Here is a 15,811-nt window from a genome sequence, read left to right on the forward strand (position 1 = left end):
GGACTGGTATCCATCCACCAGAAACAGGGCGCCGGCCTTGCGCGCCGCGGCGGCGATGGGCGCAAGGTCCTGCACGTAGCCGGTGCCGTAGAAGACGTGGCTGGTGGCGACCAGCGCCGTGCGCTCGTCCACGTACTCCGCCCAGCGCTCCGGCGGCACCCCGATGCCGTCATCGGACGGAACGCGCACGACCTCCACGCCGTTCTTGGCCAGCCACTGATAGACCAGGGTGGGGAAGTCCAGCTCGGCCACCACGATCTTGTTGCGCGTGCCGTAGTCGATGGCGGAGGCGATGGACGAGAGCGCGCCCGACACGCTGGGAGAGATGGCGATCTCCTTTTCATCCGCGTTCCACATGGTGGCCACGGTCTGCTTGAGCTGGCCGATGCGCGCCATCCACAGCTCGTACCACGCGCTGGCGCCCATGGTGTTCCAGAGCGCCTGGTACTCGCCCAGGTAGCCCATGGAGCGGCGGCTGAGCGCGCCCAGTGAGCAGGAGTTGAGGTACGTGCGGGTCTGGAGGATGGGGAACTCGGTGCGCCAGGCTTCCAGGTCCGCGTGCGGGATGGTGCTCATTCGGCGGTGTCCGCGTTGAGTTCAATGGGTCCGTCGGCGTTCAGCCGGTCCAGCATGTCCACCGCGCGGCGCAGGTGGGGGATGACGATGCTGCCGCCCACGATGAGCCCCACGTTGAAGGTTTCGAAGAACTCCGCGTCAGTGACGCCTTCTTCCTTGCAGCGGACGATGTGGTAGGTGATGCAGTCGTCGCAGCGCAGGACCATGGAGGCGACCAGGCCCAGCAGCTCCTTGGTCTTGACGTCCAGGGCACCAGCCTCGTAGCACCGGGTGTCCAGGGCGAAGAAGCGCTTAATTTCGAGGTTGCCGGCTTCCAGGATGCGCTCGTTCATGCGCTCGCGGAAGAGGCGGAATTCTTCGAGTCTATCGGTCATCGATGCGTGCTCCCGGGTTCAGGCGAGCGCGCAAAGTGCCGTGCGCATCCAAGCTTCGTCAAGGACAACTACAACCGCGTCTCTCACGGAGTACACGGAGGGCCACGGGGGTCACGGTACTTCGCTCGCGGAGCCCCGAGTGCCCGCAGGCGAAACCTGCAGCGCCGCCGGTCCGTTCACGACCCGCTTGATCCCGTCCTGCATCCGCTCCGCTCCGAAGTTGATCAGCAGGCCCACGGGAAAGTGCAGAAGCCGCAGGTAGGTAAGGATCTGTTTGACGTGGATGGGGGCGAGCTTCTCAGCCGATTTGAGTTCGACCAGGACCTTTCCCTCTACGATCAGATCTGCCCGGAAGCTCTCTTCGAATACGATTCCGTCAATTTCGAACGGGATGCGCTTCTGTCGCTCAACATGGAGCCCCGCTTTCTGCAGCCGGTGGGCGAGCACGGCCTCGTACACGGATTCGAGCAGCCCCGGGCCGACATCGGTATGGATACGGTATGCCGTGTTGACGATCTCCCCGGTAATCTGATCCAGTGCACGCATGTCGGGACTCCTTGCTCCGCTGTTCCGTGAACTCCGTGAACTCCGTGAACCTCCGTGGACTCCGTGAGAGACGCGGTTGAAGTTAACGATGTATGCTCTGTCCAGAAAGCCGGGCACGCGGTGGCGGATTCGGGGTAGCAGGGCGCATGTCGACGATGCTTTCCCCGGAGGAACTCAGCGAGCGCATCCGCGCCCGGGCCCGCGAGATGGGCTTCGGCGCAGTGGGCATCGCGCCCGTGCACGAGAGCGCGCACGGCGACGCATACCAGCGGTGGATCGCGCAGGAGATGCACGGTGACATGGCGTACCTGGCCCGCGAAGACGCCGTCGCCAAGCGCCTCCACCCCGCCGTCCTCGTTCCCGGGGCGCGCTCCGCTGTCGTCGTGGGCCTGGAGTACTTCAACGCGGACGCGGACCCGTCGTCCATCGCGGACGGCGCGCGGGGCGTCGTGGCCCGCTACGCGCGCAACGACGACTACCACGAGCTCATGAAGGAGCGCCTGATTCAGCTGCAGGACTGGATCAACGAAACGCTCCTCCCCGTGCACGGCCGCGCCTACGTGGATACCGGCGCCCTGCTGGAGCGCGAGCTCGCCTCACGCGCCGGCCTGGGATGGCACGGGCGCAACACCATGCTCATTCAACCCCGCCGCGGATCCTACTGGTTTCTCGGCGCCATTCTGCTGGACGTGGATCTCGCGTACGACGCCCCGTTCCAGAAAGATCACTGCGGCACCTGCTCCGCCTGCGTGAGCGCGTGCCCCACCGGCGCCCTGCTGGGGCGCGACGAAAGCGGCGCACCCCGCATGGACGCGCGCCGCTGCATCAGCTATCTCACCATCGAACTCCGCGGCCCCATCCCCCGCGACCTGCGGCCCCGGATCGGCAACCGCGTCTATGGCTGCGACATCTGCCAGGAAGTCTGCCCCTGGAACCGCTTCGCCACGCCCTCGTCCGAGCCCGCGTTCCTCGCCCGTGAGGGGCTGGACGGGCCGTCGCTGATCGAGTGGATGGGGATGAGCCAGGAGGAGTTCAGCCGCCGCTTCAAGAACTCGCCCATCAAGCGCACCAAGCGCCGCGGCCTCCTCCGCAACGTCGCCGTCGCGCTCGGCAACTGGGGCTCCCCCGAAGCCTTCCCCGCGCTCGCCCTGGCGCTGAACGACGAGGAGCCGCTCGTGCGCGGGCACGCGGCGTGGGCGCTGGGGCGCATCCCGGACGAGCGCTCCGCGGACGCACTGCGCGCGCGAATCGCGGTCGAGGAAGACGAGTGGGTGATTGCCGAGATCAGAGCGTCGCTCGGCGAGGAAAGCTGACGGCGTGAACTCGTTGGTCGTCGTGTCCTCCGGCGTTTCGATCGCGATCACCACGACTCGCGCGATCCGCTCCGGCAAGATGCCGAACTGCTCGTATGACTGCGTGATTCCCTCGGCCGTGTCCTTGTGGCTGATCGTGCCGAGCAGCTCGGTGATGATCGCGGCCGGGTAGATCGTCGCCGTGCGGATGTTCGCCCCCCTCCTTGGCGCTCTCCATGCGAAGGACAAGGGAATCCAGCCATGGATGGGTTTCCACGCCGGAGGCGGGCCGTGCGCCTGGACACGCCGGACGAACTCGGCGGCCTCGTCTCCTGACCAGGCAGCTGCGTGCGCGGAGAACCGGACAGGCAGAAGATTCTCGCGGGATCCCGAATGCGACGGTGCAAAAGGGCCCACCTTGTTCGTGCATCCACCCTCGGCTCATCGTGCCTGCCGAATCCGCAGCAGGTGGTCGATGAGCGCCCGGAGTGCCGGCGAAGCCTGCCGCCGCGCCGGGTAGTGCAGGTAATAGCCCGGAAACGGCGGGGAGTACTCGTCCAGCACGGGGACCACCTCCCCGCGGTCGATGTACGGCTGCACCCCATCGCTCATCCCGATGGTCAGCCCCAGGCCGGCGGTCACCAGCCGCATCATCAGGGTGAAATCGTTGGCGACGACCCGGGACGGAAGCGCGACCGAGAAGTCCTCGCCGCCGGGTTCGGTGAACTCCCAACGATAGGTCGCGGCACCCGGACCCGGTCGCCAGCTGATGCACGCGTGCCCGGTCAGATCGCGCGGGTGCTCCGGCCGGGGGTGCCTCGCGAAGTAGGCCGGGGATCCCACCACCACCATCCGCTGCTGGCCGGACGCGGGCACGGCGATCATGTCCTGGTGGATCACCTCGCCCAGCCGGATGGCCGCTTCGTATCCGGCGGCCACGATGTCGTTCACGTCCTCGTCGACGATGATGTCGAGCCGCACCTCGGGGTACGCCCACAGGAACTCCGGCAAGGCGGGTCCGCGCAGGAACCCCTCCGCCCCGGCGGCGATGTTCAGCCGGATCGTCCCCCGGGGCTCATCCCCCAGCTCTCCCATCACTTCCGCGGCGGCCTGCAGCGCGTCCAGCGCCTGGCGGGCCGCCGAGTAGAAGGTCTCCCCCGCCTCGGTGAGCCGCACGCTGCGCGTAGTCCGCAGCAGCAGCGTCACGCCCAGGCGCTGCTCCAACTGGCGCAGCGCCTTGCTCAGCGCCGTCCCGCTTACGCCCATCTGCCGCCCCGCCGCACGGAATCCCTTCGCTTCCACCACCGCGACGAACTCCGGGACGCCGCTCATCACATCCACCATTGTCAACCCACCGGCATCAGGGTGCGAACCGCCGTCTGATTTATCCCCTGCAATCTTTCGGGTAGCTTGGTCCTCGGGAAGGGGCCGTCATACGGGCGCGCAGGGTCTTGATTATCGGACCCATCACCGGGGAGATCATCATGAGCAGCAACATCGAGGGAAAGGTCGTCGTGATCACGGGCGCCAGCAGCGGGATGGGAGAGGCGGCTGCCCGGCACCTGTCCGCGCAGGGCGCTTCCGTCGTCCTGGGCGCCCGGCGCATCGAGCGTCTCCAGGCGCTGGTGGGGGAGATCACGGCCGCCGGAGGGAAGGCGCTCGCCGTGGAGACCGACGTCACGGACCACGGACAGGTACATGGCCTGGTGGACGCGGCCGTCGAGGCGTTCGGCCGGATCGACGTGCTCATCAACAACGCCGGCGTCATGCCGCTCTCCCCGCTGGAGCGCCTGAAGGTCGACGAATGGGACCGGATGATCGACGTCAACCTCAGGGGCGTGCTGTACGGCATCGCCGCGGCGCTCCCGCACATGAAGGCGCAGAAGTCGGGGCACATCATCAACCTGTCGTCGGTCGCGGGGCACAAGCTCTTTGGCGGCTCCGCCGTCTACTCGGCGACCAAGTTCGGCGTGCGGGCCCTGTCCGAGGGGCTGCGGCAGGAAGTAAAGCCGTACAACATCCGCACCACGATCATCTCGCCCGGTGCGGTCAAGACGGAACTCCTGGATCACATCAGCGAGACGGACATCCAGAAGGCGAACCAGGACTACGTCGGACAGGTCGGGGTTCCGGCCGACTCGTTCGCGCGGGTCGTCGCCTTCGCCATCAGCCAGCCGGAAGAGCTGGACATCAACGAGATCCTGTTCCGTCCCACGAGCCAGGAACTGTAGGCGCGATGCGCGACGGGGCGGATGCAGATCGGCGCCGGGCCCGGTGAAGAGGAGCCCGGGGATCATCAGGGGAGCCGCGCGGGCGTGTCGCGGCTCCCCTGCTGCGTGCGATGATCCCATGCCAGCCGGACTTTCGAGAGATTGTGAACCCGCGGGAATCAGGTTGACAACCGTCGTCCGATTTATCAGCCGCAATCACCGGGCTGGCTTGCAATCCTTGGAAGAAAGAAACGCAACGGTGCCGCCGCGGCACGACGGTGCCCGGCAGCCACGAGGGAGATCGATGATGTCCGTCCAGATCGAAACCGCAGAAAGGTACGCGCGCGACGAGACCGCGCCGCGGGCGCAGGGCTGGGGAGCCGTCTTCGCCCTCACCCTGTGCGTGGCGACGCTGATCGCCTCCGAGTTCATGCCCGTCAGCCTCCTGACGCCCATTGCCACGGACCTCCACGTCACCGAGGGGCGTGCCGGCCAGGCGATCGCCATCTCGGGCATCTTCGCCGTCCTCACCAGCCTCGTCATCTCCCCGGCGACGCGCGGGATCGACCGCCGCCGCGTCCTGCTGGCGTTGACGGTCGTCATGATCGCGTCGGGGGTGATGGTGGCGCTCGCGCCGAGCGCCGGCGTCTTCATGGCCGGGCGTGCGCTCATCGGGGTCGTCATCGGCGGCTTCTGGTCGATGTCTGCCGCCACGGTCATGCGACTGGTGCCGGAGCAGGACGTCCCGCGGGCCATGGGGATCCTGAACGGCGGCAACGCGCTCGCGACCACCGTCGCCGCGCCCCTGGGCAGCTTCCTGGGGCAGTACGTCGGGTGGCGCGGCGCCTTCTTCGCCGTGGTGCCGCTCGCGCTGCTGACGCTCGGCTGGCTCTTCATGAGTCTGCCGTCGATGCCGTCCGAGCGCACCCGCGGTGACGGCCCCGTGTTCCGCGTCCTGCGCCGGCGGCAGGTGCCGCTGGGGATGGCGGCCGTCACGCTCTTTTTCCTGGGGCAGTTCGCCCTGTTCACCTACCTGCGCCCGTTCCTGGAGACGGTGACGCGCGTGAACGTCTCCACGCTCTCGCTGCTTCTGCTCGTCACGGGCGGCGCGGGGCTGGTCGGCACCTGGCTGATTGGCCGGGTGCTGCGGACGCGGCTGTACAGCCTGCTGATTGCGATGCCGGTCGCGATGGCGGCCATCGCAATCGCGCTCACCGTGCTCGGCGGTGTGCCCGTGGCGGTCGCGGTCCTGCTCGCCGGATGGGGGCTGATCGGTACGGCGGCGCCGGTCGCGTGGTGGACATGGCTGAGCAAGGTGCTCCCCGATGATGCCGAGGCCGGTGGCGGGCTCATGGTTGCCGTGATCCAGCTGGCCATTGCCCTCGGGGCCACCGCGGGCGGCGTGCTCCATGATCGGAGCGGCTACCAGAGCACCTTCGCCGTCAGCGCGGCCGCGCTCTGTGCCTCGGCGCTGCTCGCGGGGATCGGCTGGCGCCAGGCGCAGCGGAGCTCACGAGACGAGAGAGAGGCGCCGCCCACTACCGTCAGCCGAGCGGAGACGCCGGCCCGGGCGGCCTGAGGCGGATCGGAGAACAGCGGTGCAACCCCGGCACCCCGGCACCCCGGCCTGTACACTCGGTGCAGCCGTCGCCGGGCGCCTCGCGGCGAGCCGTTTTCAGTTGATGGCAGCCGGCAGGCGGTTGACGATGAACCCCGCGATCTGCGTCGCCGCCGGCGGATCGAAGTTCGACAGCACCACGACCACGTACCCGCCGTTCGGCTCGAACTCCAGCGCCCCGCTCATCCCCGGCGCGCCCCCGGTGTGCCCCACCATCCGCCGGCCGCTCACGACGCGGTCCACGAATCCGTAGGCGTACTGAACCTCCGGGGCGACCGGGACCTTGCCGGAAAGGAGGAGCGCCGTGTGCGCGGAGTCCAGCAGCCGGCGCTCCTGGATGGCGGCGGCGAACCGCGCAAAGTCTCCCACGGTGGAATACCCGCCTCCCGCGGGCGTCCCCTTGTAGGGCAGCGTCGGCGCGTTGGACACCAGCGCGCCGGTCGCCTGCTGCCTCATGTACCCCACCGAGCGCCCCGGCACCAGCGAGTCCTCCGGCGCAAATCCGGTCGCCGTCATTCCCGCCGGCGCGAGCACGCGGGCCGCGACGTGCTGGTCGTAGCTTGTTCCGCTCACCTGCTCGATGACGCCGCCCAGGAGCAGGAAGCCGTAGTTGCTGTACACGTGCTGCGCCCCCGGCGTAAACTGCAGGCCGCGCGTGCCGTACAGCCGGAGGTAGTCCGACGTGGTGCGCAGCTCCAGCCGGTGCGCCGTGAACTCCGGCCCGAAGATGTCGCCCGTGCCCCCCGTGTGGGTGAGCAGGTGGTGCAGGGTCACCTTCGTTTTCACGTCGGCGTTCGGGTAGTCCGGCAGGTAGGTGCCGAGGGTGGCGTCCAGCCGCACCTTCCCGGCCTGCAACAGCTGCAGCGCCGCGACGCCCGTCATCATCTTGTTCATGGACCCGACGCGGAACTGCGTCAGCGGCGTGTTGGGGACGTTCCGCTCCCGGTCGGCGAGGCCATAGGCCCCCTCGAACAGCGTTCTCCCGTTGCGGGTGACGAGCACGGCGCCGGAAAACTGGCCCGCGACCGTGGCGGATTGCAGCTGCGCCCGGAGCGCGCCCACGAAAGCCGAGTCGGCCGCTGCCTGCCCGCCGGCCGCTCCGCCCCCGGTGGGGGCGTCCTTGTTGCACGCCGCGCAGGCCAGCAGGAGTGCGGCGGCGGCGAGGGGGAATCGTGTGGACAGAGACATGGTGCCCATCCTGGCTACTGTGGGAGAGCGCTACTGCCCGGCGTCGAGACCGATCTTGTCGCGCAGCCAGTCCATCCGGTCAAAGTGCGCCTGCTGGTTCAGGCCGTGTCCCGCGAGATACCAGCGGATGGTCTTGGGATCCGGCGCCACGGCGTGCAGCGCCTCCGCGTCGGCCACGGGCACGAGCGCGTCCGACCGGCCGCTCTGCAGCAGCAGCGCGGTGGGGGCGGCACGCGGAAGAAACCGGATCGGCTCGATGGGGGTCATGGACCGGAGCCAGGCGACCCGCGTCCCGCAGGGGAGACTGGCCATGAAGTCGGCGTCTTCGGGCCCGGTGAAGTGCGAAACGAGGCCGCCGTCCGCCACCACGAGCACCGCGGCCTTGAGGCGCCGTTCCACGCCCGCGAACAGCGCGCCCATCGCCCCGCCGTAGCTGATGCCCAGGTAGGCGATGCGCTCCTTGTCCACGTCGGGGCGTGCACGCAGCACGTCCACGGCGCGCTGCAGGTCTTTGATCAGCCGGATCTGCTCGGCGCGGTCCTTGGCGCCGAACCCGAGCCACGGCCCGCCGCGGCGGGCGAACGGAGCATCGATGGCGATCACCACCGCGCCTTGCTCCGCGAGCGTCTGCCCCAGGCCGGCCATCTGGCGCGCATTGCCGGGTGCGCCGTGCATGATCACCATGCCCGGGCGCGGACCCGGGCGGCTGACCGGCTGAAACATCAGGCCGGGAACCGATCCGCCATCCGGACTGCTGAACGAGATGGCGCTGGTCTCCACGCCGTTGCTCGTGGATTCGGTCGTCTTCTGCAGGTTCAGGGGCGCCGCGGCGTCGTAGGCGAACAGGCTCAGGTCCGCCGCGGACGCCACCCCCCCGAAGTCGGGGCGCGCGATCACACAGGAATCCGCCACGGCGCTGGGCCCGCCCGGCTCGACGGTCGGTTGCGCCGGGGTCTCTGCGCACGCGGAAACCAACAGGGCGGCCAGCGCGATGGGTGCCGCCGCGGAGAGGAGTGCCCGGGTGATTCTCATCTGCCAACTCCCTTGATGCTCTGTCGCCGCCCTGCACGACCGTCGGGGATGAACCGCACGTGTGCACACCGGTCCGGAGACCGTAAGTTCATGATGCGTGCTCCGGCGCGCCACTCATTGATATGTCAACCAACTCAGGGGCGCAATGGCGGAGAGCCGGCTGCAGGACGTTCTGTTCTATTCCCTGGAATCCGCCCTGAAGGCGTACCGGCGGTTCGCGCAGGCGCGACTGCACGCGGCGGGGATCGACATCACCATCGACCAGTGGCTGGTGCTCAAGACGATCCACGAATCCGCCGACCTCACGCTGCAGCAGGTCGGCACCGCGGTGTTCAAGGACTTCGCCTCCGTCACGCGAATCGTTCAGCTGCTGGAGCGAAAGGGGCTGCTGGTCCGCAAGCCGCACCCCAGCGACGGGCGCCGCTCCGAACTCGCGCTCACGGTCGCGGGCGAGGCGGTGATCCGCACGGTGGAGCCGATCGCGCAGGACAACCGCAGGCAGGCGCTGGACGGAATCGGCGCCGAGCAGGTCGCCCTGCTGCGTGCGGTGCTGAACCGCATCACGGAGAACTGCGACCCGCGGGATTGAGGCCCGAAGCGCGCCTCGCGCTCACCCGCTTCGGGCACCCTTTGGCTTTACGCCCTTGAACTGATTGCAGAACGAGCAGTATTCCAGGATGGACTGGTCGCGCTCGTACTGTTTCTGGGCGTGGCTGGCCGTGTATTGAAACACTTTGTGGCGATCCGTCCCCGGCCATATGCTGATGAACCGGGAAATGGCGATCCCCGCTTTCAGTGCCATCTTGATCGCGGTCGCTCCATCGATGGGTTTCCTGCATACAGGGCAGTTCATATTGATCCGGCGGCATGAGAAAGAGGCTGGACAGCCTTCCTGTGGCAGGCGGGCGGAGAACCCCGCGGCTCATCCTTGGTCACTTGCAGGCTCTCGCCGAAGATACCGGGCCCGCAGCCCGGGCGGAAACTTCTCGATGGCGTAACGCAGCATCGTGCGCGGCATGGTGCGGTGGTGGCGCGTCAGGAACGCCTCTTCCGCCGCGCGGTCGCGGTTGCCCACCTCGCGCAGCATCCAGCCCACGGCCTTGTGGATCAGGTCGTGCCCGTCATCCACCAGCAGTTCCGCGATCCGCAGCGTGGTGCCGAAGTCGCCGCGGCGGATGAAGTGCTGCGTGGCAAGGATGGCGATCCGCCGCTCCCACAGCGACTCCGACCGCGCCAGGTGCTCCAGCACCGCGCGATCCTTGTCGACCAAATGCGCGCCGACCACGTGCGGCGCGGATGAATCCACCAGGTCCCAGTTGTTGATGAACGCCGTGTTCCTCAGGTACAGGCGGTAGATGTCGTCGCGCGCGGCCGCATCCGCGCGCGGGTACGCGTCCGCGAGCAGCAGGCAGGCGAGCAGCCGCGCCTCGTGCCAGGGGGAGCGCAGCAGTTCCGCCACGCGGTCCAGCGGCAGCCCGCGGGATTCCCGCACCAGGCGCCGCAGCACCGGCACGCGGATGCCCAGAAAGCGGTCGCCCTCGCCGTACTCGCCCGGCCCCGTGCGGAAGTAGCCGGCGAGAAAGCGCGCGTCATCCGCATCGCCCAGCGCCTGGAGGCGCGCGGCGATCTCTTCCACGGTGGCGGCCGGGGCGCGGGCCTTCATCCGCTGGGGCTACTGGAACTGGGCGCGGAACGTGTCGAGCTCAGAGCGCAGGGCGGCCACTTCCGCGCGCAGTTCCTCCACCGTGCGCTCCAGCGCGGCGACGCGGTCGTCGTCCGGCGCGGCGCGGCGGCCGGGGGCGGAGCGCTCCTCCGCGGCCGCGAGCGCATCCGCGGACGGCTCGCCGCTCAGCAGGTGGGCGAAGCGCGCCTCCTTCTGCCCCGCGCGCCGGGGAAGGCGCACAGCCAGTGGCTCCGGCTGCCGCGCGATCAGCGCCTCCAGCACCGCTTCTACCTCGGCGGCGCCGGCGAACGGGTGCAGCCGCTCCGTGCGCGTGTACAGCTCGCCCGCGGTTTGCGGGCCGCGCAGCATCAGCACGCCCAGCACGGCGAGTTCCGGCCGGCCGAGCTGCAGTTCCTGCCCCAGCAGGTGCTCGTACTTGGTCACCCGCGATCCCGCCGGCTGAATCTGGCGCAGCAGGTAGCGGCGGCGCAGCGCCACGGCCGCGTTCACCACCGCGTCCTCGTCCAGCCGCATCACCGGCTCGCGGCTCGTCGTCTGGTTGCACGCCGCCATCAGCGCGTTCAGCGAGAGCGGATAGTTGTCCGGGGTGGTGACCTCCTTTTCCATCAGCGAGCCCAGAACTCGCGCCTCCACGTCCGTGAGCGGGGGATTCACCAGCGTTCTCCTGTTCCAGAAATCATCCGAATGGGCCAGCCCCGCCGCGGGTTGCGGGGATCGTGCCGGGCAGCCGGGACTGCGGTTGCCGCCACGCGACGCGGCGGACCGGCGTGCTCTTTGTCCTCCTTTCCCGACAATCTGGCGCGCGCAAACGTAGCAGTTTACTTTCTCCCCGAGTACGCCCTACCCGCCATCCCGCAGTACAAATCCACACCCTTCCATCTACACGAGCACAATGGAAAAGGACAAGGACTTCCCCGTTCCCGCCTGTTACGACCGGCCGGAGGACGCCGCGCGCCGCCTCACGGAAATGTTCGTGGAGATGGGGCAGGCCAACCGCATCCGCATGGGGCAGAAGCCCGCGGAACGCGCCGTGTTCCGCAAGCTGCACGGCACCGCGCGGGGCCACCTGGAGCGGCTGGACAGCATGCCCGAGGAGATGCGGGTGGGGATCTTTGCGCACCCGCGGCTGGACGCGTGGATGCGCTTCAGCAGCGACACCTCGCCCACGCTGCCGGACCTGGGCTCCACGCTGGGCATCGGGCTGAAGCTGTTCGGCGTGCCGGGGAGCAACGCGCTGGGCGAGAGCGGCGACACCGCCGACCTCATCATGCAGAACTATCCCGTCTTCTTTGTGGACAACGCGCAGGAGATGGTGGAGTTCACCTATGCCGGCGTGGTGCAGAAGGACTACCCCGGGTACCTGGCCGCGCACAAGCATACGAACGACATCCTGAACGACATGAGCGACACGGTGGAGGGAAGCTGCCTCACCGCGACGTACTGGGCCATTCTCCCCTTCCGCATGGGCGGCCAGGTGGTGAAGTACCGCCTGACCCCCGACACCGACCCGGAAAACGTGGCGGACGACGCCACGGACTACCTGGCCGTGGACCTGGCCAACCGCCTGGCGGAACGGGACTACACCTTCACGCTGTCCGTGCAGCCCCGGACAAACCCGGACACCATGCCTCTGGACAAGGCCACCGTGCCCTGGTCTGAGAAGGAGAGCCCGTACGTGCCCGTGGCGCGGCTGGTGATCCCGCGGCAGGACGTGGGCGCGCGCGGGCAGGCGGAGTACGGGCAGGGGCTGTCGTTCAACATCTGGCGCGTGCCGGAGGTGAACGCGCCGTCCGAGGAGTCGTCCATTGCCGTGGTTCGCCGCGAGGTGTACGCCGCCGGCGCGCGGCTGCGGCACACGGCCAACGGGCAGCCGCTGGCGGACCCCCGCGAGCCGCGCCCGGCCGCGCCGCCCGCCCCGGCGCCGGACGACTGCATCGTCAAGGCGGTCATCTACCCGTCCATCGGCGTGGCGCGCGTGGGCAACAGCGAGAACGATTGGTTCATCGGGCCGGAGGTCAACGAGCCGGAGCCGCTCCCCCCCGGATCGTACCGCGACGCCAAGGGCGCCCTCAAGCGGCAGGCGGCGCGCTTCCGCATCTACGGCGTCAACGCCCTGGGCCGCATTGTTCGCGAGCTGACGGGCGAGGGAACGGAGGCGAAGATCGACTGGAAGGTGCAGGTGGCCAACACCAAGTCGGCCTGGTACGGCTTTCAGCTGGCGCTCGACATCCCCGAGGCCGCGTCCGCCCCGCCCACCGTGCTGCGCAACCCCGCGGTGGAGGACCGCGCCCAGCTCGCCATCACCCCGAAGGCGCGGACGGTGTCCGGCGCCAACGCCGGGCCGGAGGCGTTCGACGACGGCAAGTTCATGGGCAAGAAGGTGTACCTGGGCGAGATCCTGACCGACGAGGCCGGGCGGCTGATCGTGCTGGGCGGGCGCGGCGTGAGCGCCTCGTACGACGGCACGCACGCCATCACCTTTGCCAACAACGAGGGGTGGCACGACGACGTGTCCGACGGGCCGGTGACCGCCACGGTGGAGCTGGACGGCCAGCCGCTGGAGGTGGTGCCCGCGTGGGTGGTGGTGGCGCCGCCCAACTACGGGCCGCAGCGCAAGTCCGTGCGCACCATGTGGGATCTCATGCGCGACGTGGCCATCACCGCGGGAACGCTGGCGGCCCCCGCGCGGCCGAGCTTCACCCGCGACATCCTGCCGCTCTTTCAGCGGCTCGCCGGGCTGCAGTGGGTGAACGCGGGGTTCGCGGCGGGGTTCGGCTGGGAGGGCGCGTTCGACCTCACCAGCCCCGCGGCCCTGGCGCGGCTGGGGAGCAACGGCCCGGCGGAGCGCGAGCTGCGGCGCACCGTATCCAACAGCTTTCGCCGGTACGACGTGGACGGCTCGTCGCCCAAGCCCTGGCCCTGGCTGTACGGCGACGCCATGAACATCCCGCCCGTGGCCTCGCCGCGGCAGAACGTGGCGCTCTCCGCCTGCCAGCTGGCCATGCTGGACCAGTGGGCCGAGGGCTGCTTTGACGCGGACTACGACCCGTCGCGCACCCCGCCGCGCACCATCGACGAGGTGCCGCTGGCAGAGCAGGGCGACATGCTGACGCGCGCCGCCCTGGAGTTCTGCCTGGCGGACGCGTTCCACCCCGGGTGCGAGATGACCTGGCCGGTGCGCACGTGGACCATGTATTCCGACCCGTTCCGGTTCCTGCATGCGCGCGAGGGGTGGGTGCCGCCCACGCTGGGGACGGTGCTCACGTCCGACAGCGTCACCATCCCCAACGGCCCGCTCACGGCGCAGGAGCCGGGCGGCATCACCCGGTGGATGGCGGTGCCCTGGCAGACGGACACGGCCAGCTGCCGCTCCGGCTACGATCCCACGTACGATCCGTACGTCCCCAGCTTCTGGCCGGCGCGCGTGCCCAACCAGGTGCTGACCAAGGAGAACTACAAGATCCTGATGAACCACGAGCTGCCCATGAGCGAGCGGCGCAAGGCGTTCGCCAACCGGGCCGCGTGGATCGAGCCGCTGGGGACCAACGGCTACACGAGCCAGATCAACAACATGATCCGCCACTTCGAGAACCTGGGCGTGGTGGAGGTCCATCCGGGGCCGGGCGGGGAGTTTCCCGCGCAGGTGGAGGTGGAGGACCAGCACGTCCTCATTCAGCCGGACGACGAGTACGATGCCGCGCTCAACGAGGCGCTGATGGCGGCGTCGCGCGGGCCGGGACGGCCGTCGGGGAGCGCGGTGGGCGTGCGCGCGGGCGCGGGCGGTTCCGCGGCGGACGTGGACCTGCGGGGGATCGAGAAGGTGAACCGCTTCCCCAACGGGCTGCTGCGGCACGGCCGGTGATGCGGGCGGACGTGGTCGTCGTGGGCGCCGGCCCGGCCGGCGCCGCGGCGGCGCTGGCGCTGGCGGGGCAGGCGCGCGTGGTGATGGTGGACCGCCGCGCCGGGCCGGAGGACCGCATCGGGGAATCGCTCCCCGGTGCGGCCCGCCGGCTGCTCGCCGCGCTGGGGATGGACCCGGACGCCGTGCTGGCGGACGGGCACGAGCCGGTGTGGGCGCGCCGCAGCGTGTGGGGCGCGCCGCAGGTGGCGGAGCTGGACGCGCTCGCCGATCCGCACGGGCCGGGGGTGCGCCTGAACCGCCGCCGGTTCGAGGCCGGGCTGCGCGCGGAAGCGGTTGCGCGCGGCGTGCAGGTGATCGCCCCGGCGCATGCGCGGGTGACGAGGGACGGGGCGGGGTGGACGGTGGATGCGGGGGAGGTGCGCATCGCCGCGCCGGTGGTGGTCGACGCGGGTGGGCGCGGCTCGCGGCTGCTGCGGGAGCACGCGCGGCGCCCCGCGGCGCAGGACCGGCTGGTCTGCGCGTGGACGCACCTTCCGCTCGCCGGGCCGGCGCAGGGGGTCACCTTCGTGCAGAGCGAGCCGGACGGATGGTGGTACTCGGCGCCGCTGCCGGGCGGGCGGCGCCTGCTGGCGTTCCACACGGACGCGGACCTGCTCCGCGCGTCGGGCGTGCACCGGCGCCTGGTGGAGCGTGCGCTCGCGCTCCCCGCGCTGGCGGCGGAGATGCGCGACGCGGACGCGGGGCGGCCCGGCCCCGTGCGGGTGTGCGCGGCCAACGGCGCGCGCCCGCCCGCGGCGGGAGGCCGGGGATGGCTGGCCGCGGGGGACGCCAGCATGTGCTTTGATCCGCTGTCGTCCCAGGGCCTGTTCCACGGCCTGTACACGGGCGTGGCGGCGGGGCGCGCCGCGCTGGCCATGCTGGGCGGGGATGACGGGGCGGGGGAGGCGTATTCCGCCGCGCTGGGTTCGGTGTGGGACGCGTACCTGGCTCACCGGGCAATGTACTACGGCATGGAGCGGCGCTGGCCCGCCGCCCCCTTCTGGCGCCGCCGCCTTGCGCCGGACGCCGTCCGCGCGGAGAGCGCGGGACCGCGGGCGGCGGCGGTGTGAGCCCGTGAGCAGGGCCATGGAGGGGAGGAGTCCTCCTCCCGTTCCCTCCCTGTCTCCGGGAACGCCATCAATCCTGGACGACACGCGGGGAAACGCGAAACCGGGGCTGCCACGCGGCAGCCCCGGTTTCGCGTTCGGGTCAGGTGTTGTTCTCGAACCGGATCCCGCCCATCCCGGCGCCTCCGATCTCCTTCACCTCCACCGAGGTGAAGTTGGGCGCGGCGGGGGCCTGCAGCAGATACGAGTTGTTCACCTGCACCGCGGCGCGCGCCGGGGCCGGCCAGCCGGTGACCCAGTACGTGCCGTCCGGCTGGTTCTGG

At 69.9% G+C, this 15,811-nt stretch carries 16 protein-coding genes and 1 pseudogene; 6 read left to right on the plus strand and 11 right to left on the minus strand.

The window, feature by feature from the left end; all coding sequences use genetic code 11:
* From VF665_RS15730 to VF665_RS15740, 3 genes are all read right to left on the minus strand, one after another.
* Window positions 1-576 (minus strand): aminotransferase class V-fold PLP-dependent enzyme (locus VF665_RS15730; RefSeq protein ID WP_331054389.1); only part of this gene is annotated, 576 nt, incomplete at its 3' end.
* Window positions 573-950 (minus strand): carboxymuconolactone decarboxylase family protein, encoded by a 378-nt coding sequence (locus VF665_RS15735; protein WP_331054390.1) that lies wholly within the window; start codon window positions 948-950, stop codon window positions 573-575. The genes VF665_RS15735 and VF665_RS15730, both read right to left, overlap by 4 nt.
* Window positions 951-1,061: 111 nt before the next feature.
* The gene (locus VF665_RS15740) at window positions 1,062-1,496 is read right to left on the minus strand and encodes a GxxExxY protein (RefSeq protein ID WP_331054391.1); all 435 of its coding nucleotides are present in this window, start codon (window positions 1,494-1,496) and stop codon (window positions 1,062-1,064) included.
* Between the two features lie 146 nt (window positions 1,497-1,642).
* Here VF665_RS15740 and queG point away from each other — a divergent pair, with 146 nt between their 5' ends.
* Window positions 1,643-2,809, plus strand: coding sequence for a tRNA epoxyqueuosine(34) reductase QueG (gene queG, locus VF665_RS15745; RefSeq protein WP_331054392.1), 1,167 nt, complete (start codon window positions 1,643-1,645; stop codon window positions 2,807-2,809).
* A gap of 3 nt (window positions 2,810-2,812) precedes the next feature.
* On the opposite strand, the pseudogene VF665_RS25925 reads toward queG, so the two are convergent.
* A pseudogene (locus VF665_RS25925) lies at window positions 2,813-3,035 on the minus strand (oxidoreductase); the annotation flags it as partial.
* Window positions 3,036-3,229: 194 nt separating this feature from the next.
* On the minus strand, window positions 3,230-4,120 hold the full coding sequence (locus VF665_RS15755; RefSeq protein ID WP_331054394.1) for a LysR family transcriptional regulator: 891 nt from the start codon (window positions 4,118-4,120) through the stop codon (window positions 3,230-3,232).
* A 152-nt stretch (window positions 4,121-4,272) separates the two neighbouring features.
* Between VF665_RS15755 and VF665_RS15760 the strand changes: the two genes are divergently transcribed.
* On the plus strand, window positions 4,273-5,019 hold the full coding sequence (locus VF665_RS15760; RefSeq protein ID WP_331054395.1) for an SDR family oxidoreductase: 747 nt from the start codon (window positions 4,273-4,275) through the stop codon (window positions 5,017-5,019).
* A gap of 286 nt (window positions 5,020-5,305) precedes the next feature.
* Window positions 5,306-6,577, plus strand: coding sequence for an MFS transporter (locus VF665_RS15765; RefSeq protein ID WP_331054396.1), 1,272 nt, complete (start codon window positions 5,306-5,308; stop codon window positions 6,575-6,577).
* 96 nt (window positions 6,578-6,673) lie between these two features.
* Here the strand turns inward: VF665_RS15765 and VF665_RS15770 are convergent, their stop codons facing one another.
* Complete coding sequence (locus VF665_RS15770) at window positions 6,674-7,804, minus strand: serine hydrolase domain-containing protein (RefSeq protein WP_331054397.1); 1,131 nt, start codon at window positions 7,802-7,804, stop codon at window positions 6,674-6,676.
* Window positions 7,805-7,834: 30 nt separating this feature from the next.
* Entirely contained in the window at window positions 7,835-8,716 is an 882-nt protein-coding gene (locus VF665_RS15775) for an alpha/beta hydrolase (RefSeq protein ID WP_331054398.1), read from the minus strand.
* A gap of 265 nt (window positions 8,717-8,981) precedes the next feature.
* Here VF665_RS15775 and VF665_RS15780 point away from each other — a divergent pair, with 265 nt between their 5' ends.
* Entirely contained in the window at window positions 8,982-9,425 is a 444-nt protein-coding gene (locus VF665_RS15780) for a MarR family winged helix-turn-helix transcriptional regulator (protein ID WP_331054399.1), read from the plus strand.
* A gap of 21 nt (window positions 9,426-9,446) precedes the next feature.
* On the opposite strand, the gene VF665_RS15785 is transcribed toward VF665_RS15780, so the two are convergent.
* From VF665_RS15785 to VF665_RS15795, 3 genes are all read right to left on the minus strand, one after another.
* Entirely contained in the window at window positions 9,447-9,638 is a 192-nt protein-coding gene (locus VF665_RS15785; RefSeq protein WP_331054400.1) for a hypothetical protein, read from the minus strand.
* 120 nt (window positions 9,639-9,758) lie between these two features.
* Window positions 9,759-10,499 (minus strand): DNA alkylation repair protein, encoded by a 741-nt coding sequence (locus VF665_RS15790; RefSeq protein WP_331054401.1) that lies wholly within the window; start codon window positions 10,497-10,499, stop codon window positions 9,759-9,761.
* Between the two features lie 9 nt (window positions 10,500-10,508).
* Window positions 10,509-11,174, minus strand: coding sequence for a YceH family protein (locus VF665_RS15795; protein ID WP_331054402.1), 666 nt, complete (start codon window positions 11,172-11,174; stop codon window positions 10,509-10,511).
* Between the two features lie 238 nt (window positions 11,175-11,412).
* Here VF665_RS15795 and VF665_RS15800 point away from each other — a divergent pair, with 238 nt between their 5' ends.
* Entirely contained in the window at window positions 11,413-14,382 is a 2,970-nt protein-coding gene (locus tag VF665_RS15800; protein ID WP_331054403.1) for a LodA/GoxA family CTQ-dependent oxidase, read from the plus strand.
* Window positions 14,382-15,491 carry a tryptophan 7-halogenase gene (locus VF665_RS15805; protein ID WP_331054405.1) on the plus strand — a complete coding sequence of 370 codons (1,110 nt, stop codon included), beginning with the start codon at window positions 14,382-14,384 and terminating at the stop codon, window positions 15,489-15,491. Before VF665_RS15800 ends, VF665_RS15805 begins: the two co-directional genes overlap by 1 nt.
* A 139-nt stretch (window positions 15,492-15,630) precedes the next feature.
* Here the strand turns inward: VF665_RS15805 and VF665_RS15810 are convergent.
* On the minus strand, window positions 15,631-15,811 hold a 181-nt coding region (locus VF665_RS15810), incomplete at its 5' end, for a hypothetical protein (protein ID WP_331054404.1).

Origin of the sequence: Longimicrobium sp., from assembly GCF_036387355.1 — a bacterium.
Classification (GTDB): domain Bacteria; phylum Gemmatimonadota; class Gemmatimonadetes; order Longimicrobiales; family Longimicrobiaceae; genus Longimicrobium.

Bases quoted from the DNA above. Each gene is read 5' to 3' on its own strand.
- VF665_RS15755 (WP_331054394.1), bottom strand. From the start codon at position 4,120: ATGAGCGGCGTCCCGGAGTTCGTCGCGGTGGTGGAAGCGAAGGGATTC.
- VF665_RS15770 (WP_331054397.1), bottom strand. From the start codon at position 7,804: ATGTCTCTGTCCACACGATTCCCCCTCGCCGCCGCCGCACTCCTGCTG.
- VF665_RS15785 (WP_331054400.1), bottom strand. From the start codon at position 9,638: ATGGCACTGAAAGCGGGGATCGCCATTTCCCGGTTCATCAGCATATGG.
- VF665_RS15805 (WP_331054405.1), top strand. From the start codon at position 14,382: ATGCGGGCGGACGTGGTCGTCGTGGGCGCCGGCCCGGCCGGCGCCGCG.
- VF665_RS15790 (WP_331054401.1), bottom strand. From the start codon at position 10,499: ATGAAGGCCCGCGCCCCGGCCGCCACCGTGGAAGAGATCGCCGCGCGC.
- VF665_RS15735 (WP_331054390.1), bottom strand. From the start codon at position 950: ATGACCGATAGACTCGAAGAATTCCGCCTCTTCCGCGAGCGCATGAAC.
- VF665_RS15800 (WP_331054403.1), top strand. From the start codon at position 11,413: ATGGAAAAGGACAAGGACTTCCCCGTTCCCGCCTGTTACGACCGGCCG.
- queG (WP_331054392.1), top strand. From the start codon at position 1,643: ATGTCGACGATGCTTTCCCCGGAGGAACTCAGCGAGCGCATCCGCGCC.
- VF665_RS15780 (WP_331054399.1), top strand. From the start codon at position 8,982: ATGGCGGAGAGCCGGCTGCAGGACGTTCTGTTCTATTCCCTGGAATCC.
- VF665_RS15740 (WP_331054391.1), bottom strand. From the start codon at position 1,496: ATGCGTGCACTGGATCAGATTACCGGGGAGATCGTCAACACGGCATAC.
- VF665_RS15765 (WP_331054396.1), top strand. From the start codon at position 5,306: ATGTCCGTCCAGATCGAAACCGCAGAAAGGTACGCGCGCGACGAGACC.
- VF665_RS15760 (WP_331054395.1), top strand. From the start codon at position 4,273: ATGAGCAGCAACATCGAGGGAAAGGTCGTCGTGATCACGGGCGCCAGC.